Source organism: Henriciella mobilis, assembly GCF_003576315.1.
Taxonomy (GTDB): Bacteria; Pseudomonadota; Alphaproteobacteria; order Caulobacterales; family Hyphomonadaceae; genus Henriciella; species Henriciella mobilis.
In genome coordinates this window covers 390,192-408,054 of sequence record NZ_QWFZ01000003.1, presented here as the reverse complement: position 1 = coordinate 408,054, position 17,863 = coordinate 390,192, and the positions used below count along the sequence as shown (strand labels likewise).

16 protein-coding genes are annotated in these 17,863 nt (G+C 64.1%); 4 read left to right on the top strand and 12 right to left on the bottom strand.

The window, feature by feature from the left end; genetic code table 11:
- Positions 1 to 41 precede the first annotated feature (41 nt).
- From D1227_RS02045 to D1227_RS02025, 5 genes are all read right to left on the bottom strand, one after another.
- Complete coding sequence (locus tag D1227_RS02045; protein ID WP_158586544.1) at positions 42 to 575, bottom strand: TerB family tellurite resistance protein; 534 nt, start codon at positions 573 to 575, stop codon at positions 42 to 44.
- Positions 576 to 663: 88 nt separating this feature from the next.
- Positions 664 to 2,880, bottom strand: coding sequence for a PQQ-dependent dehydrogenase, methanol/ethanol family (locus D1227_RS02040; protein ID WP_119403603.1), 2,217 nt, complete (start codon positions 2,878 to 2,880; stop codon positions 664 to 666).
- Between the two features lie 112 nt (positions 2,881 to 2,992).
- Complete coding sequence (gene pyrF, locus D1227_RS02035; RefSeq protein ID WP_119403602.1) at positions 2,993 to 3,874, bottom strand: orotidine-5'-phosphate decarboxylase; 882 nt, start codon at positions 3,872 to 3,874, stop codon at positions 2,993 to 2,995.
- Positions 3,871 to 4,701 (bottom strand): S1 family peptidase, encoded by an 831-nt coding sequence (locus tag D1227_RS02030; RefSeq protein WP_119375538.1) that lies wholly within the window; start codon positions 4,699 to 4,701, stop codon positions 3,871 to 3,873. Before D1227_RS02030 ends, pyrF begins: the two co-directional genes overlap by 4 nt.
- 14 nt (positions 4,702 to 4,715) lie before the next feature.
- The gene (locus tag D1227_RS02025; protein WP_119375537.1) at positions 4,716 to 5,147 is read right to left on the bottom strand and encodes a DUF350 domain-containing protein; all 432 of its coding nucleotides are present in this window, start codon (positions 5,145 to 5,147) and stop codon (positions 4,716 to 4,718) included.
- A gap of 77 nt (positions 5,148 to 5,224) precedes the next feature.
- Between D1227_RS02025 and D1227_RS02020 the strand changes: the two genes are divergently transcribed.
- A complete protein-coding gene (locus D1227_RS02020; protein ID WP_119375536.1) occupies positions 5,225 to 6,010 on the top strand; it encodes a 3-hydroxybutyrate dehydrogenase in 786 nt (261 codons plus the stop codon).
- Between the two features lie 4 nt (positions 6,011 to 6,014).
- Here D1227_RS02020 and D1227_RS02015 read toward each other — a convergent pair whose 3' ends face one another.
- The 4 genes from D1227_RS02015 to D1227_RS02000 form a co-directional block, all read right to left on the bottom strand.
- On the bottom strand, positions 6,015 to 7,409 hold the full coding sequence (locus D1227_RS02015) for a vWA domain-containing protein (protein WP_119403601.1): 1,395 nt from the start codon (positions 7,407 to 7,409) through the stop codon (positions 6,015 to 6,017).
- Positions 7,410 to 7,487: 78 nt separating this feature from the next.
- Positions 7,488 to 8,759, bottom strand: coding sequence for an HlyC/CorC family transporter (locus D1227_RS02010; RefSeq protein ID WP_119403600.1), 1,272 nt, complete (start codon positions 8,757 to 8,759; stop codon positions 7,488 to 7,490).
- A 3-nt stretch (positions 8,760 to 8,762) separates the two neighbouring features.
- Positions 8,763 to 9,881 (bottom strand): 3-dehydroquinate synthase, encoded by a 1,119-nt coding sequence (gene aroB / locus D1227_RS02005; RefSeq protein WP_233349488.1) that lies wholly within the window; start codon positions 9,879 to 9,881, stop codon positions 8,763 to 8,765.
- Positions 9,882 to 9,885: 4 nt separating this feature from the next.
- Positions 9,886 to 10,467, bottom strand: coding sequence for a shikimate kinase (locus tag D1227_RS02000; protein WP_119375532.1), 582 nt, complete (start codon positions 10,465 to 10,467; stop codon positions 9,886 to 9,888).
- A gap of 94 nt (positions 10,468 to 10,561) precedes the next feature.
- On the opposite strand from D1227_RS02000, the gene D1227_RS20315 reads away from it, so the two are divergent.
- A complete protein-coding gene (locus D1227_RS20315; protein WP_267896304.1) occupies positions 10,562 to 10,696 on the top strand; it encodes a hypothetical protein in 135 nt (44 codons plus the stop codon).
- Positions 10,686 to 12,446 carry a hypothetical protein gene (locus tag D1227_RS01995; RefSeq protein WP_147373251.1) on the top strand — a complete coding sequence of 587 codons (1,761 nt, stop codon included), beginning with the start codon at positions 10,686 to 10,688 and terminating at the stop codon, positions 12,444 to 12,446. The genes D1227_RS20315 and D1227_RS01995 overlap by 11 nt, the downstream gene beginning before the upstream one ends.
- On the opposite strand, the gene D1227_RS01990 is transcribed toward D1227_RS01995, so the two are convergent.
- A complete protein-coding gene (locus D1227_RS01990; RefSeq protein WP_233349489.1) occupies positions 12,443 to 13,249 on the bottom strand; it encodes an enoyl-CoA hydratase/isomerase family protein in 807 nt (268 codons plus the stop codon). The two genes, D1227_RS01995 and D1227_RS01990, sit on opposite strands and share 4 nt — an antisense overlap.
- Positions 13,250 to 13,451: 202 nt before the next feature.
- Here D1227_RS01990 and D1227_RS01985 point away from each other — a divergent pair, with 202 nt between their 5' ends.
- Positions 13,452 to 14,777 (top strand): dicarboxylate/amino acid:cation symporter, encoded by a 1,326-nt coding sequence (locus D1227_RS01985; RefSeq protein ID WP_119403597.1) that lies wholly within the window; start codon positions 13,452 to 13,454, stop codon positions 14,775 to 14,777.
- Between the two features lie 24 nt (positions 14,778 to 14,801).
- On the opposite strand, the gene D1227_RS01980 is transcribed toward D1227_RS01985, so the two are convergent.
- Both D1227_RS01980 and lepA read right to left on the bottom strand, forming a co-directional pair.
- Positions 14,802 to 15,893, bottom strand: coding sequence for an alkene reductase (locus tag D1227_RS01980; RefSeq protein ID WP_233349491.1), 1,092 nt, complete (start codon positions 15,891 to 15,893; stop codon positions 14,802 to 14,804).
- Between the two features lie 83 nt (positions 15,894 to 15,976).
- Positions 15,977 to 17,782 (bottom strand): translation elongation factor 4, encoded by a 1,806-nt coding sequence (lepA, locus tag D1227_RS01975; RefSeq protein WP_119403595.1) that lies wholly within the window; start codon positions 17,780 to 17,782, stop codon positions 15,977 to 15,979.
- Positions 17,783 to 17,863: the final 81 nt, after the last annotated feature.

Genomic DNA, 17,863 nt, shown 5'->3' with positions numbered 1-17,863 from the left:
CAGACCGCTTCTATTGATGGCCGCGCCCGCTGCCAAGCACTTCAGTTCAGGCCGGCCTTGCGGCGCCAGATCTGGATGAGATCGCGCTCATCGGTGGTGACCCGGCCATCGGCGACGGCGACATTTTCCAGCATCGCGCAGAGATCGTCGAATTCCTTCGGCCCCATGCCGGGCGAGCGGACGATGACATCGCTCATCCGGGCCATGACGGCATGCGGGGCAGGGGCTTCGCGTGCGCGCCAGCCCGCTTCCGTCAGCCATTCCTGCGCCTCTTCATCGGTGAACCCGAAATGCTCGATCATCTCGGTGCGGATGGCGGCTTCCTGCGTGTCGCTGATCGTGCCGCGTGTCCGGGCGATTTCCAGCATCATGATGGCGGCTGCCTCGCGCGGGTCAGTGACCGCGCGCAGCCCCGCCTGTCGGGCCTTGTTGCGAAAGCCGTGCTTGCGGGGAAGGTTCGCCACGGTCTTGGCCGCCTCGTAACCGCCGCGGGCAGCGCCGGATATCATCTTTATCCGCCAGTACCAGACGGCGAGGAAGGTGATGAGACTGATCAGGGCGAGCAGGATATGCATTCTAAAAAACTCCCCGGCAGGAGGGCCTGCCGGGGAGTGTAAGCCTTGCGCCTCGCGATATGAAGCGTCGAATTGTTGCTGACGGCGGTTACTGTCCGCCGCCGTCATTGCCACCCATCTCGGCCTGGGCTTCCTTCATGTGGGCCTGCGTCACGACATAGGCCCGGATCGCTTCGGCATCCTCAGGCGTCAGCACGTCGGCGAAGGAGACCATGCCGATATCGTTCAGATTGCCGTCGATCACGACGCCCTTCCAGGCCTCTTCGCTGGCGGTGTAGGTCGACCAGCGCAGGTCCGGCAGAACGCCCGAGCTGATGCCGAGCATGCCGTGGCAGACTGCGCAGTTGCGCGAGAAGTGGACGAGGCCGGCTTGCAGCATCTCCTCGTCGCCGAAAGCCTCGGCCTTGGGCTCCGGATTGACCAGCAGGCTGGTATCGAGCGGCGGAATTGTCGCCTCGCCGCCCAGCTTGAAGGTAACCACCTTGCCGACAGCCGGCGGGACGGCATCCTTGAACATCATGCCGGCCGCAAGGCCAAAGGCATGACCCCAGCCGGTCGTGATCGTTACATATTGCTCGCCATCGATCTCGAAGGTGGACGGGCCGGACAGGGCGCCCGAATTCAGCTGCGCGCTCCAGAGCTGTTCACCGGTTGCCGCATCATAGGCGATAAGCGATCCGTCCAGCTTGCCCTGGAAGACAAGGCCGCTTGCTGTCGACAGGAGACCACCATTCCAGGCGGCTGTGTGCTCGACCGTCCAGCGGGCTTCCTGCTTGACTGGATCCCATGCGACCAGCGTACCGGTCGCCGCTGCCCGCAGGGCCTGGACCGTGCCCGCCGGATAGCGAAGCGGCATGCCGGCGGAAAAGTCCATGCCGGTATTCCACTTGGCTGGTTTCGACTTGAAGCGCGGGTCGGTGATATAGGCCTGGCCGATCGTCATGGCCGGGATATAGACCAGACCAAGGTCCGGGTTCATCGCCATTGGGTGCCAGTTGTGCGCGCCATAAGGGGCAGGCACCTGGATGAAGCCATTATAGGTTGCCGGGTCATTGTTGCGCGCTTCCGGATTCTCGATCGGGCGGCCGGTCTCGTCCAGGCCTTCAGCCCAGTTCAATGTCGAGTAGGGCTCGCCGGAAATGAATTCGCCGGTCTTGGCGTCCACGACGTAGAAGAAACCGTTTTTCGGTGCCTGCATGGCCACGCGGCGCGTTTCGCCGTCCGGGCCGAGAGGCAGGTCGGCCAGCATGATGTGCTGGGTCGCCGTATAGTCCCAATTGTCGCGCGGGGTCGTCTGGAAGTGCCAGTTGTATTCGCCTGTGTCGGCATCCACGGCGACCATGGACGAGACGAAGAGATTGTCCCCGTCGCTGCTCGGGTCGCGCAGGTTGGCATTCCACGGCGAGCCATTGCCGACGCCGAAGATGACCTGGTCGTTGACGGTGTCATAGACGATCGAATCCCAGACCGTGCCGCCGCCGCCATCGGTGACCCAGGCGCCATCATCGCCCCAGGTGTCGTTCGCCAGCTCGGCGAAGATGGCATCCGAGGCCGCGCCGTCAGGCTCCTTGTTCGGATTGGGGACGGTGTAGAAGCGCCATGACAGATCGCCTGTCTCGGCATCATAGGCAGACAGGTAGCCGCGCACGCCAAGCTCGGCGCCGCCATTGCCGATCAGCACATTGCCCTTCACGATGCGTGGTGCGCCTGTGATGGTGTAAGGCTTCGACTGGTCGACAGTGACCTTGCTCCAGACGACTTCGCCGGTCTTGGCGTCCAGGGCCTGCAGGCGGCCATCGATCACGCCGACATAGACCTTGCCGTCATATACCGCGACGCCGCGATTGACGACGTCACAGCAGGCTTTCACGCCAACGGCGCGGTCGACGTCCGGGTCGTGAACCCATAGCTCTTCACCGGTGACCGGGTCGAGCGCGTAGACGACCGACCAGCTGGAGGTCAGGTACATGACGCCATCGACCACGATCGGCGTCGACTCCATACCGCGCCCGGTTTTCAGGTCATAGGTCCAGGCCGGTGCCAGTTCGGAGATGTTCTCCTTTGTGATGCCGGTCAGCGTGGAATGGCGCTGCTCGTCATAGGTGCCGTTATAGGTCAGCCACTCTTCCGGTGTCGCGGCCGCATTGAGCAGGCGCTCATCGTCGACGGCTGCAGCGCCTTTTTCAGGGCTGGTTTCCGTTCCTGCCGGTGTTTCCGGCGTGGTCGGCTCATCGGCCGGATTGCCGCATGCCGAAAGCCAAAGGGCTGACATTGCTGCGGTCGCTAGTACTCGCCTGATTGTCATGGTCGCTCCCCGTCATTTCCTCTCTCGCTGCTCCGTCTGTTTTGCGAAGTCAGCCTCACAGAGGCATGCTACGGGATTGGTGTTCATTGTCGAGATAGACGCAAGGTAAGGCTCAGGTGCCGGCTGCAGCGACCAGGTCGGCCTGGGCTGCAGCAATCGCTTCAGTGACCGCGATACGCCAGCCGTCGAGCGTGTCCGCTTCAGCAGAGCCGGCCGGGAAGTTCACCGAGCGCGATGCGCTGACAACGCCGCCGACCAGCCGGTTTCCCTGTTGGCGAAAGCCGGCAAGCGCTTCTGCGGCGCCAGCGCCCTGTGCGCCATAGCCGGGCACCAGGAACAGGGCGTCAGGCGCGAGTTCTCGCAGGCGGCGGGCCTCTTCCGGGCCGGTCGCGCCGGTCACCAGCATCAGGCCCGACCAGCCGCAGTCGCCCTTCAGCCGCTCGACCATCGGTGCCAACGCTTCGACGACGCGCTCGAAGAGCGGCGCGCCTTCCAGCGATTTCGACTGGAAGTCCGCCGATCCGGGATTGGAGGTCCGGGCCAGAACGATCACGCCTTTGCCGTATTGCTCGGCGGCCGCGACATGCGGCTCGATCGTGTCGAGACCCATATACGGGTTGATGGTCAGCGCATCGCAGGGGAAGGGCGCGCCGGCTTCCAGGAAGGCCGAGACATAGCCCTGCGCGGTGGACCCGATGTCGCCGCGCTTGGCGTCCATCAGGACGACCAGACCGGCCTCACGCGCTGCCTCCAATATGTGGGTCAGCGCGCGCATGCCTTGCCATCCATGGCGTTCGAAAAAGGCCGATTGCGGTTTGATGACGCCGGCCCGGCCCCTGACGGCCTCGACCATGGCAAGGCCCCAGCGCTCTACCCCTTCGGGCGTGTCGCCCCCGAACAGCGCTGGGATACGTCCCTCATGCGGGTCGATGCCGACACATAGCGGGCCGAACCGGTCAGCGGCTTCAAAAAGCCGGTCGGCAAATGCACTCATGAACTGTTTCCGACTTCGCAGGCCACTTTCACCACCTGCAGGCTCTGGCGGGCCCGGTCGGCCATGCCGCCATAGGAGTCCGGCGTGATCGGGAGCGGGCGCTCACCAAGCGGCTCAATGCCCTGGTCGTCGAGGAACCGGCTGATCGCTTCCGGCGAGGCGCTGTAGATGCGTCCGCGGCGCGGGCTTTCGGCGATGATCACACCGCGCACCCGGCCTTGATCGTCATAGACGGGGCCGCCGCTGAGGCCGCCAAGCGGGCCTTCGAGGTCGCTGGTGCGGCCGGTTTCAGCCCAGGCGAGCACCGATTCCTCGCCGCTGCGCAGCCCGCTCATGACAAGGCGCGAGCGCGCGATCAGGCGGGACGAGGCTTCGCCAGGCCGGCCCTGCGGATAGCCGACATGGAAACCATAGGACCCGATGCGCAGGTCCGGGGACGTGTCGAGCGCGACGGGGGCAAGGCTGGGCCTGGCCACCAGCAGGGCGAGGTCGCTACGCTCGGAGACCGAGACATTCTCGACCGGCAGGTACTGTCCCGGCGCAACGAGCAGCGAGACATCATCACACCCTTCGACGACGTGGCGGGCAGTCAGGTAATGGCCTTGTGTATCGATCGAGAAGGCGGTGCCGATCCCGTCCTTGGGCGATTCGACGCGGACGAGGACGGTTTCATCGAAAGCGGAAGGCGGTGGCAGTGTGGCGCCTTCCCGCTCAACGGAGTCCGGCGTGGCGGGCGGTGCGTCCTCGTCCGGTGTATTGGCGAACACGCCGCCGACAATCGCGAGCAGAGCGAGCGTGTAGACCAGCCAGTCGGGGATGAAACGCAAAAGCCGTCCTCCTCCTAGAACCTCTGCAGCGCCGGATCCCAGAGCCCGGCGGCCAGAAGCATTGCACTCGCAAGTTTGGTCGAAATCAAGACTATTGCGGCGCCTGCCTCATCATCCTGTATGCGTTTTGGAAGGTCGCGGAGCAAGAGGTCGGTCAGACGATAGGCCAGCAATTGCAGGATCAGCGCGACAACGCCCCAGAGGATCAGGTCGAGCAGTGAAACGCTTGAGGCCAGGCAGGAGGCCAGCGGGATGGCGAGGCCGATGAAAGCCCCCGCCAGCGCCAGGCCGGCGGTTGCGTTGCCACCGCGCACCAGGGCGAGTTCTTTCCACGGCGTCAGCAGGACATAGATCGTCGCCGCAAGGATAAACAGCGCGCCGGCTGTCCCGGTCCAAATCAGGAAAACAGGAAATCCCGCCTGAAAGGACTGCAAAACTGAACTCATGCGCGCCTCGGTCTGTTGTCTTGTAAAGCTTTGTCCTAAACAAGCCGGAAGCCTCACTCAAGAACATAGGAGCAAACATGCTGCATCGCGGTAAGACGGCGCTGGTCACTGGATCCACGAGCGGAATTGGAAAGGCCATTGCCGAGGCACTCGCCGCGGAGGGCGCGAACATTGTCCTGAATGGGCTCGTCAAGCCGGGCGAGGACGACGCGCTGGTTGCCGACTTCGAAAAGCGCTTCGAGGGCAAGATCGGCTTTTCAGGCGCCGACCTGACCGATCCTGAGGCCATTGAAGGCCTGATCGGCTATGCCGCCCGCGACTTTGGCGGGGTCGACATTCTCGTCAACAATGCCGGTGTACAGCATGTTTCGCCGATCGAGGATTTTCCCGTCGCCAAATGGGATCTGATCATCGGGCTGAACCTGACGGCTGCCTTCCATACGACGCGCATGGTGATGGGGCCGATGAAGGAGAAGGGCTGGGGCCGGATCGTCAATACGGCGAGCGCGCATGCCCTCGTCGCCTCGCCCTTCAAGGCTGCCTATGTCGCGGCCAAGCACGGCATTGCCGGGCTCACCAAGGTCGTCGCGCTGGAAGGAGCCCAGCATGGCGTGCGCTGCAATGCGATCTGCCCGGGTTATGTGCACACGCCTCTGGTCGATGCGCAGATTACCGATACCGCCAGAGCGCGCGGCATCTCCGAGGAGGAGGTAAAAAGAGACGTCCTACTCGCCGCTCAGCCGACCAAGCAGTTCGTCACGGCCGAACAGGTCGGCGCCATGGCCGTCTTCCTGACAAGCCCGTCCGGCGACCAGATCAACGGCGCGCTGATGCAGATGGATGGCGGCTGGGTCGCGCAGTAGCGCGCTAGCTCTCCGCACCCTCCACTTTGCAGATGCCGGCCTTGTAGTCGCCGACAATGCGGATGACGTCGCCGCCGTCGGGCTCCTCGCGCTGGCCGGTGACCAGCTCGTTCAGCACCCGTTCGACCAGGCTGTCGAGGCGGGTGACGACATAACAGTCCACCGTCGGTTCGGCGTGCGGATTGCCGACGCCGCTATCGTCGGTGAGGAAGAGGTAGCGCCCGCCGGTGATCTGTCCCATGGCGCGCATCAGGAATTCGGCGGTGTCGTCGACGCCAGAGGCGGCCAGTGGAACGATATGGATGCCGCGCGTGCGTGAGAAGAGCGCGCTGTCCCAGGTCGCCTGGATGTCTTCATCGTGCGGCGGCGCGTCGGCGACGAGCATGTTCACCTTGATGGCGCCGTCGCGCCAGTCGAAGTCCAGACCGGCCTTCATGGCATCCTGCATGGCCTCCGGAAAGTCGCCGCCGCCCTGGGCTTTCTGGGCCTCGAGATCCGCCATGAAGGCCTCGAGATCACCGGTGAAGTCGAATTCGCGCACGACGTACTGGTCGCCTTCATCGCGATAGACGATCAGGCCCGCATGGATGTCCAGCGACCCATGGCCTTCGCGCACGCGGTCGAGAATGGCGAGGAGTTCGCTCTGCAGGTAGCGCATCTCGTCGCTCATCGATCCGGTGGCATCGATGGTCAGCAAGAGGTCGAGCTTCTCGATCTTCGGCGCGTCGCTGGCAAAGCTCAGCGTCAGCTTGTCGGGCGCGCTGTCACCGCTGAGATCGAGCGTGTGGCTGATCCCCTGCGAACCGGGCGCAGACGCCTTCAGCGTGACCGCACCGCCGAGGGCATCGAATTGCGGATAGAGGAAGACGCGGCCCTTGGCGCCAGTCACCAGCGGGAACATGGTCTCGCCATTACCGTCCTGGACCAGGATTTCCGCAAACGGCATCGGCTTGCCGAGCCGGTCGGTCAGGACGATCTCGATCCGGTCGGCCGCATCGACGAAGGGCAGGTCCTTGCGGCCAAGCGGGCCCTGCAGCGCCTTGTCGAGATAGGCCTTGTAGAGGCCGGGATTGAGGACGTCGTCATAGTCACCGGCGGTCAGCGTCCCTGACTGGGGAAGCGGGCGTTCGCGTTCAGCATCAGGCGATTCCGGTGCAGGCGCGATCATGCCATCTGCCTTGGCAGACGGTGCCGCCTCTTCAGCCATCACAGGAGGTGGCGGAGGTGGCGGGGGAGGCGGTGGCGGGGCGGACGGGACCGGCGCGGGGCCGGCATCGTCGCCGCCCGAACCTGTTACGACAACATCATCCGGCCCTGCGGCGGTGACATCGCCCGTGGCGCAGGCGCTCAATCCTAGCAGGCCTGCAACGGCCAGTGCGCTCCATGATACCGTCTTCATCTGTGTCCCCTTCGATGGCTTGCCCCGAAGCTAGTCTGCGAAATCTGACACAATCAAGGCGTTGGGGAGGCGATCTCGTCAGACAGGCTCCGGTTCTTCGGGGATGGGCGAGACACGCAGGCCGGTAATCTGGTTGCGGGTCTTGCGGATCACATCGAAGCGGTGGCCGTGAAAGGCAAAGCGCTGGCCCGGCTCGGGAATGGTCTGGGCCTCGTGGATGACGAGGCCGGCAACGGTTACGGCTTCGTCGTCGGGCAGGTTCCAGCCGGTCGCGCGGTTGAGGTCGCGGATCGTGACCCAGCCTTCCACCATGACGGACCCGTCCGATTGCGGCCGCACGCCCTGAACGGGCACGTCGTGCTCGTCGCGGATGTCGCCGACGATTTCCTCCAGGATGTCTTCCAGCGTCAGCAGGCCCTGAAGCTCGCCATACTCGTCCACGACAAGGGCAAAGTGGTTGCGCTCGGTCAGGAACAGGTCGAGCTGGTCCTGCAGCGGCGTTGTCTCGGGCACGAACCAGGGCTCACGCAGGAGATCCTTGAAGTCGATATCGTCGATCGTGCCCTTCTGCTGCACGACCGCGCGCAACAGGTCCTTCATGTGAAGGATACCCGTGATCTCGTCTTCCTCTGCATTGTAGAGCGGGATGCGCGTATGCGGGCTGTTGAGGGCCTGGCGTATGATGTCGCCGGGCGGCAGGGAGGCGTCGAGCATGGTGATGTTCTTGCGGTGGATCATCACCTCTTCGACGGTCATGTCCTTCAGGTCGAGCGCGCCGACCAGGCGGTGACGGTCCGCCTCGTCCACGCCGCCTTCGGAATGGTGGAAGTCGATGGCGCCGCGGATTTCCTCCTCTGCCGTGAAGGAGGCATCGGGCGCGCCGGCGCCGACCATGCGCAGCGTGGTATTGACCACGGCCTGGATGAGCACCGTGATCCAGGCAACGGCGGCGACGAGCCAGCTGATCGGCTTGCCAACGGACATCGCCATGGAGTCGGCGCGCGTAATGGCATAGGTCTTGGGCAGCACTTCCGCGAAGACGAGGACGAGGACGGTCATCACGGCTGTTGCCACGGCCACACCCATGCCGCCGGGCATCAGGCTCGCGAACAGGTTCGTGGCCAGTGCGGAGGCAAGGATGTTGACGAGGTTGTTTCCGAGCAGGATCGCGCCGATCAGGCGCTCCCTGTCGGAGATCAGCGAATTGACCACCGCGGCGCGTTTGTTTCCTTCGCGTTCGAGCGCGTGAATCCGGTTGCGGGAAGCGGCGGTGAGGGCTGTTTCAGAGCCCGAAAAAAAGGCCGACATCCCGAGCAGAAGCAGGATGGCGACAGCGGTTCCGATAATCATGGCTCAGCCCTGCTGAAGCTCCTCATTGAGAAATTCGCGGACATCCGAAAGATCGGCGTCCGGTTGTATGAAGGCCTGGCCCAGTCCCCGCGCCAGGATGAGTGGAACCCGGCCGGCCCGGACCTTCTTGTCCTGCTTCATGGCTTCCGTCAGCCTGTCTGCCGGGTAAGGCCCCCCGTTCAGGCGCTTTAATTGTGTCACAAGCCCTGCCGATTCAAGCAGGCGCGATGCGCGGTCTGCATCCTGGCCCTTCATGAGGCCCTGCCGGACCGAGTAGCGCAGCGCGAGCGCCATGCCGGCGGCAACCGCTTCGCCATGGAGCAGGGATGGCTGGAATCCATTGGCCGCTTCGAGCGCATGGCCGAATGTGTGCCCGAGATTGAGAAGGGCGCGCACGCCCGCCTCGGTCTCGTCCTGCGACACGATCCGCGCCTTGGCCGCGCAGGAGACCGCAACGGCCTCGCTGAGCGCTTCGGGCTGAAGGGCGACCACATCCTTGCCGTTGCGCTCCAGCCAGTCGAAGAAGTCCGGATCGTCGATCAGCGCGTATTTCACGATTTCGGCATAACCCGCCAGCCGCTCGCGCTCGGGCAGGGTTTTCAGGGCGGCTGTGTCTGCCAGCACCAGCTGGGGCTGGTAGAAGGCGCCGATCAGGTTCTTGCCCTGGCTGGCATTGACCGCCGTCTTGCCGCCAACCGAGCTGTCGACCTGCGCCAGCAGCGTGGTCGGGACCTGCACGAATTTCATGCCGCGCTTCATCAGCGATGCGGCGACGCCTGTGAGGTCGCCGACAATGCCGCCGCCCAGCGCGACCAGAACATCGTCCCGGCCTGCGCCCTCCGACAAGAGCCAGTCGAGCACGTCTCCTAGCACGGCCCAGGATTTCGAGCCCTCGCCCGGCGGGACCGATTTCATCCGCATCGCAAGGCCGGCGCGCGACAGGCTTTCAGAGAGGGTGTCTGCGTAGAGCCCGCCCACCGTGTCATCGGTCAGGACGAAGACGCGCGGCTGACGCACCATGGGCGCAATCAGCGTGCCTGCCTCTGCCAGCAGGCCTTCGCCGATCAGGATGTCATAGCTTCGGTCGCCGAGTTCGACCCGGACGCGTTTGGTGTCACTCATCGTTTCAGGCATGGCGGGCTTTCGACCAGTCATCAAGGGCGCGCAGGATCGACTCGACGGTCGCCTTGTGCGGGCCTTCCTCGCTTCGCACGACCAGGTCGGCCTGCTCATAGATCGGGGTGCGCTCGGTCAGGAGGCGGCTGAGAACGCCCTTCGGGTTTTCGGCTTTCAGCAAGGGCCGGTGGCCGCGCCGGGAGACGCGCCGCCAGAGTGTTTCCAGGTCTGCATTGAGCCAGATCGTCACGGCCTTCTCGCGCAGCAGGTCGCGTGTTTCGGGGTCGAGATAGGCGCCGCCGCCCGTCGCCAGGACATGTGGTTCTTCATTCAGAAGGCGTTCGAGCACGCGTCGCTCCCCGCGCCGGAACTCGGCTTCGCCATGCAGGGTGAAGATGTCCGAAATGGAAAGGCCAGCGGCCTTCTCGATCTCATTGTCGCTGTCGTAGAACTGGCGGTTGAGCCGGTCGGCGAGCCTTTTCCCGACCGTTGACTTGCCCGCGCCCATCAAGCCGACCAGCGCGATTGTGCGGTCGGAAATGGCCGCCTCAATTCTGCCAGCGTCTATTGCGTTATTGCGGTGTGCGCTCATCGGGTTTTCGCTTCTCTACTGACTGTCCTATACAGTCTCGCACGAAGCGGGCAACAATTCCGGCAGATTCGATCTGCGAGAAAGAGGTTTGGCATTGCGCAAGTGGCTAATTCTGTTCGTTGTCCTGATTCTGGGCGTCATCGGTCTTCTCTGGTGGCTCGGCAATCAGGTCGATCAATCCATGCCTGAAGATGGCGAGGTCCGCATGGAGATCGACAATGTCTTCTAGGTTCAGGGCTTTGGCCCTGGGGCTGGGCGCGGTTCTGATGGTCCTGCCCGGGCAGGCGCAGATCGAATCGAGCGGTCTGGGCGATGTCGACCCGTGGGGAGCGAAATTCCTTGAGCGCGGCGAGCGCGGCTTCGGACAGGGGCTGTGGTCGTCGTCGGATCCCGAATACCTGATCGCGCTGTTCGAGCGCATGGATGTCTCGCTGATGTCCGAAAGCGAAAAGGCGCTGCTCAGCCGTGCCTTGCGCTCGCCATCGGCCTCTCCGGGCGGTGATCTTGCGCCGGCCCTTCAGGAACTGCGGATCGAGCTGCTGCATGCACTCGGTGAGCGCCGGGCGGCCGCCAGCCTGGCAGAGCAGGTCGATGTGCCGCCAGCGGATGTCGATCCTGACATCATCCTCTCCGACAATCGCCTGGCGCGCGGCGAGGTCGATCTCGTCTGCGCGCAGATGAATACGACCGGTGAGGGCCGTTTCTGGTCCGAGCTGCGGGCGATCTGTGCGCTCAAGGCCGACGCACCGGAAACCGCCGAACTTGCCATCGAGATTGCCGGACAGCAGGAAGGCGCCGAGCCCTGGTTCACCAATGTTGCCTTCGCCATGCTGAGCGAGGCAGAGGATCGCCCGCCGGCCCGGTTCGGGTCCGGGCTGGAACTGACGATATCGCAGATGGCCGGGCTTGAGCCGGACAGCGAAAGCCTCGCTGCGGCGCGCCCCGATATTGCGGCGCTGATCGCCGAGGATACCGAGCGTCCGATCCGTTTGCGTCTGGCCGCTGCTGGCATCGCCGCAGAAGCCGGTGAGATTTCCGCTGTCCAGCATCGCCAGCTGTACAAGACCCTGATCGAGGAAGAGGGTTTCGAGCCGGAATCGGCCATAGAGGCCGCTTTCGTCGTGCTTGCAAAGGCGCCCGAACCCGAACCGGTCGTCCCGGACCTGGCGCCGGTGACATCGCCGCCGACGGGCCCCGTTGACCTGCGGGCCATGGCAAACGCGGCGCCCGAGCCTGCCGCGCCGGACGTCCCGGCCCCGGAAGAGGGCGATGCGGTTGACGAGATTTCGCTGGCCGAGGAGCAGGCGCTGGCCGTGCGCGAGGCACTTCGCGAAGCCGCCATCGATCCGGTCAGCTTCGCGGCCAGGGCTCGCCTGTTCGCCCCGGCCCTTCAGTCCATACCGGCCAATGAAGATACTGCGCAGGCTGCGATCCCCTTCGCGGTTGCAGCGCTTTCCAACGGGACGGTCAATGTCGCCCGGAAATGGCTTGCTGGCGTGCCGGATGATGCCGATGACCGCGTTCGCTTCGAAGCGGCCATGCTGGAAGGCTACAGCCTCCTCCTCGCGCAGCAGCGCTCATCAGCAGACACCGCGCGCATCGTCGCAACGCTGCTGGAGACCGGCTATGAGCGCGAGCAGATTTCGGATTCGCTGCAGCTCTTCTCCGTCTGGGCCGGCTTTGACGTCCCGATGCCCGTCCTGGCGCGGTCCGCTCTGGCCCAGTCGCAGATAGAGGCCCGCCCCGTGGAGCCGGGTATCCTGCTGGCCATCGATACGGCCCAGCGCGCCGGCGCAACGGGTGAGGCCTTGCTGACCATCCTCACGCAGACCGACGGACAGGTCGAGACGCTGTCGGGCGGCGCGCTTGCCGGCTTGCTGAATGCGCTCGTGCGGATGGGCGCAAGCGACGAGGCACGCGCGCTCGCCTTCGATGCCGGCCAGCTCTGGACTTATGCGGCTGGCCCGGCCCGCCGCTAGCGGCCCTTGAAGTTTGCCGGGCGTTTCTCGAGGAAGGCCATCATGCCTTCGCGCGCATCTTCAGACCGCATCAGCGGCAGGAGCTGCAGGAAGACATGGTGGACATGTTCGGTGAACGGCTCCGACAGGCCCATACGCATCAGGCGTTTGGTGGCCTGGACAGCCAGCGGGGCGTTGGAGGCGATTTCCGCCGCCATGGCACGGGCTTCGTCCATCAGGCTGTCATGGGCGACCACCTTGAAGCAGAGGCCATAGTCGAGGCACTCCTCGGCGCTGAGCGTGCGGCCGGTGAAAATCAGCTGCGCGGCCTTCTCCCAGCCCAGCATGCGCGGCAGGAACCACGTGCCGCCGCTTTCCGGCAGGATGCCGCGTTTGGTGAAGGCGGCCGCCATCTTGGCCTTGTCCGACATGATGCGGATGTCGCAGCCAAGGGCGGTGTCCATGCCATAGCCGGCCGCGCCGCCATTGATTGCGCAGATGGTGGGCGTGTCCATGTTGAAGAGGATGGTCGGCGGCGTGTTGCGAAGGTCCAGATGCGCCGATGAGACGGCGCCGGAGCCGATGCCTTCGCCCTTGGTCGCGCTTTCAAGGTTCAGCCCGGCGCAGAAGGCCCGGCCCGCCCCCGTCAGGATCACGCAGCGCACGTCCGGGTCGGCGTCGGCCTTGAGCAGGGCCTCGCTGAGCCCGTCCAGCATTGGCCCGGAAATCGTGTTCATCCGGTCCGGTGCATTGAGGGTGATGGTCGCGACATGATCGCTGACCTCATAGATCAGCTCTTCAAAACTGGCGGCGGTGTCCGGCATGGCGGTCTCTCCCATTTGTTTTGGCGCAGTCTACCGGCACCGGCCCTGGCTGCCTATCGGTGACGTTGCGGCGGCTATCCGGACTTTTGCGGATATCCGTGCGTATTGGGGCTGGTAAGAGTTCGCCCCGCCGGGCCTTTGATCGTTGGGGCCTGTCTGGCAAACAAACGTGATCATTAATCGGAGGCCGGTGGGGCACACGATGAACAGAATGCTTCGCCTGAGCGATATTCGCGGCCTCATCCGGTCCCACCTCTGGGCCCAGATCCTTGTCGCGATGATCTTGGCGATCGTCGCCGGCATTCTTCTCTCGCCGGGGTCTGGCAGCGTTTTCGCGGTGCTGCCGGGCCAGGTCGACAATCTCGGCGAATGGGCTCGCCTGCCCGGCCGAATTTTCCTCAACATGATCCAGATGGTGGTGGTGGCGCTGGTCGGTTCGTCGATCATTCTCGGCATCACGTCCTCCAGCGATCCGGAATTCCTGAAGCGGGCGGCCTCGCGGATCGTGCCCTACTTCGTGTGCACATCGGTGCTGGCCGTGCTGATCGGTATTGCGGTGGCGAAGCTGATCGAGCCGGGCCAGTATATCGACAGCACCACGCTGGATATCGTCAATTCGGGCAGCGCGGCCGGGGCCGGCGGTGTGGCGGCGATGCCTGAATTCTCGGCGACCGACCAGATCGCAGAGCTCATTCCCTCCAATCTCCTCTCGGCGGCCGTCACCAAGAACATGCTGCAGATCGTGGTGGCGGCGGTCTTTACCGGCATCGCGCTGATGTCGCTGCCTATCGACAAACGCGAGCTGGCGCTGCGCCTTGTCCAGCTGGTCCAGGATGTCTCGCTCAAGATTGTCGGCTGGGCGATGCGGCTTGCGCCGCTCGCGGTGTTTGGCCTGATCATGGATTTCGTGCTGCGCGTTGGCCTCAGCGCGCTGCTGGGCCTGTCAGCCTATATCGCCACCGTCATTACCGGCCTGATCATCCTGCTTCTGGTCTACCTGCTGATCGTGCTGGTCTTTGCCGGGCGCAATCCGCTGAAGTTCGCCGGCCAGATCGCCGATGCCCAGCTGCTCGCCTTCTCGACGTCCAGCTCGGCGGCAACCATGCCCCTGTCGCTGCGGATCGCTGAAGACCGGCTGCGGGTCAGCCCGCCGGTTTCGCGCTTCCTCATTCCGCTTGGCGCGACGGTCAACATGGACGGCACGGCGCTTTACCAGGTCGTCGCCGCCCTGTTCATCGCTCAGCTCTACAATGTCGACCTGTCCACCGTCGAACTCGCCGTCCTGATCTTCACCGTGGTCGGCGCCTCGATCGGCAGCCCGTCAACGCCCGGCGTCGGCATCGTGATCCTCGCAACCATCCTGCAGGGGCTGGGCATACCGCCAGATGGGGCCGCCATCCTGCTCGGCGTCGACCGGATTCTCGACATGTGCCGGACCTCGGTAAACGTGTCAGGCGACCTGACCGCCTGCGTCGTTATGGACAAGTGGCTGGGCGAACGCCACGCCATGCCGGAAGCGGTTCACTGACGAGGCGGCTCGGGGCGCGCCCCGTCACGCTTCTTCCATGGTCGGAAAATCGGTGTAGCCGCGTGCGCCGCCGCCATAATACGCCTTGAGCGGGGCTTCATGTAGCTCGGCATCGGCTTTCAGACGTTCGACCAGGTCGGGATTGCCAATGAAGGGGCGGCCGAAGGCGATGATGTCGCCGGTATTCTTTTCGCGCGCCTCGATCGCCATGTCCCGTGTGTAGAGGTTGTTGAGGATCGTCGGCCCATTGAACTGCTCGCGCAGCTTCAGTACGTCAAAGTACGGCTCGGGTTTGCGGGTGACGCCCGTGTCGCCTTCCACCAGATCAAGCCAGCCAATGCCGAGTTCGTTCATCACGTCGATGACATGTGTAAAAAGCGGCTCCGGATCGGTGTCCCAGGTGCCATAGGCGTGGCCGAGCGGTGCGAGGCGGACCATGATGCGCTTGCCATCCCAGACCTTGAGGCAGGCCTCCAGTATCTCTTTGAGGAAGCGCGCGCGATTCTCGATGGAGCCGCCATATTCGTCCTCGCGCTTATTGGTCATGTCGTTCAGGAAGGCCGAAATCAGGTACGAGTGCGCCGCGTGGAGCTCGATGCCATCGAAGCCGGCCTCTTTCGCGCGGGTTGCGGCGGCCTCATAGGCGCCGACCATGCCCTTGATCTCCGGTTTCGTCATGACGTGGACCGGCTCGTAAGGCTGCGGCCCGGCCTCGGTGAAGATCTCGCCGGGCTGGCTGTACTCGGACGGGGCCACGGGTGCGCTCTTGCCGTCTGCGCTCAGCGATGAGTGGCTGAGGCGCCCGGCATGCCAGAGCTGGCTGAAGATGAGGCCATTCTTCGCGTGGACCGCGTCCGTCACCTCTTTCCAGCCCGGAATCTGGGCGTCTTCCCAGAGGCCCGGCAGGAAGGGGCCGCCCCGCCCGCCCGGAACGACGGCGGTCGCCTCGGTGATCAGGAGGCCGGCACTGGCGCGCTGTGAATAGTAGGCCGCCTGAAGCTCCCCAGCCTTGCCATCCTGCGTGGCGCGCGCCCGCGTCAGCGGCGACAGGGCGATCCGGTTCTTGAGTTTCAGGCCGTTGAACTCGACAGGGTCGAACAGGTCTGTGTGCGCCAATTTTGCCTCCCGCATATGTCTTTTACGGGCGACTCTATCAGCGCGCAGGCCGAGTTCTATCCATCACGTCGGGGGAGCTGGCCTCAATCGTCATCCATCCGCAGGGCCGCGACGAAGGCTTCCTGCGGGATTTCGACCTTGCCGAACTGGCGCATGCGCTGTTTGCCGGCCTTCTGCTTGTCGAGCAGCTTGCGTTTGCGGGTCGCGTCGCCGCCATAACACTTGGACGTCACATCCTTGCGCAGGGCCGAGATGGTCTCGCGAGCGATGACGCGCCCGCCAATGGCGGCCTGGATCGGGATCTTGAACATCTGCCGGGGGATGAGATCCTTCAGCCGCTCGCACATCTGGCGGCCACGGCCCTCGGCGCGGTCTCGGTGGACGAGCATGGAGAGGGCGTCGACCGGTTCTTCATTCACCAGGATCGACATCTTCACGAGGTTGCCAGCGCGGTGGCCGATGATCTCATAGTCGAAGCTCGCATAGCCCTTGGAGATGGATTTCAGCCGGTCATAGAAGTCGAAGACGATCTCGTTGAGCGGCAGCTCATACTTCACCATCGCCCGGCCGCCGACATAGGACAGTTCCTTCTGGATGCCGCGCCTGTCCTGGCAGAGCTGCAGGATCGAGCCGAGATATTCGTCCGGCGTGTAGATGGTTGCGGTGATCCATGGTTCGCGGATTTCGGCGATCTTGACCACATCCGGCATGTCGGCGGGATTGTGCAGCTCCATTTCAGAGCCGTCGGTCATCGTCATCTCATAGACCACGGATGGCGCCGTCGCGATCAGGTCGAGGTCGAACTCGCGCGAGAGGCGCTCCTGTATGATTTCAAGGTGCAAGAGGCCGAGGAAGCCGCAGCGGAAGCCCATGCCAAGGGCGGCGGAGGTTTCCATTTCCCAGGTGAAGGACGCATCGTTTAGGCGCAGCTTCGACATCGCCGCGCGCAGATCGTCGAAGTCGCCCGCATCGACCGGGAAGAGGCCGCAGAACACCATCGGCACGACTTCCTTGTAGCCTGGAAGCGGCGTGTCGGTCTGGTTCTTTTCGTCCGTGATCGTGTCGCCCACAGCCGTGTCGGCGACTTCCTTGATCGAGGCGACGAAGAAGCCGACCTCGCCCGGCCCGAGCTCGTCGACATCTGTCGGCTTCGGGCTGAACACGCCGACCTTGTCGATCTCATAGGTCGACTTGGCGCGCATCATGCGGATCTTCTGCTTCTTCTTCATCACGCCATCGACGATGCGCACGATGACGACAACACCGAGATAGGGATCGTAATAGGCATCGATCAGCGAGGCCTTGAGCGGCTTGTCCGCATCGCCTTCCGGCGGCGGGGGCAGGCGCTTGACGATGGCTTCGAGGACATCCTCGGTGCCGATGTTGTTCTTGGCCGAAATCTCGATAGCGTCCGAAGCGTCGAGGCCGATAATGTCCTCGATCTGCTCTTTCACCCGTTCCGGCTCGGCAGCTGGCAGGTCGATCTTGTTGAGGACGGGCACGATCTCGTGGTCCTGCTCGATAGCCTGGTAGACATTGGCGAGCGTCTGCGCCTCGACGCCCTGGGAGGCGTCCACCACCAGCAGAGAGCCTTCGCAGGCCGCCAGGCAGCGCGAGACTTCGTAGGAAAAGTCGACATGGCCGGGCGTGTCCATGAGGTTCAGGACATAGGTCTCGCCATCCTTGGCCGTGTAGTTCAGCCGGACGGTCTGGGCCTTGATCGTGATGCCGCGTTCCTGCTCGATATCCATGGAATCGAGCACCTGTTCGCGCATCTCGCGATCGGAGAGACCGCCCGTGACCTGGATCAGCCGGTCAGCGAGGGTCGACTTGCCGTGGTCGATATGCGCCACGATGGAAAAATTGCGGATCTTGTCGCGGGGTGTCATGAGGCGGCATATAGCGGGGCTCGGGCCTTCCGCCTAGCGTTTGCGTGCTGTCAATCGTGAAGACTACGCGCTTTCTGCACC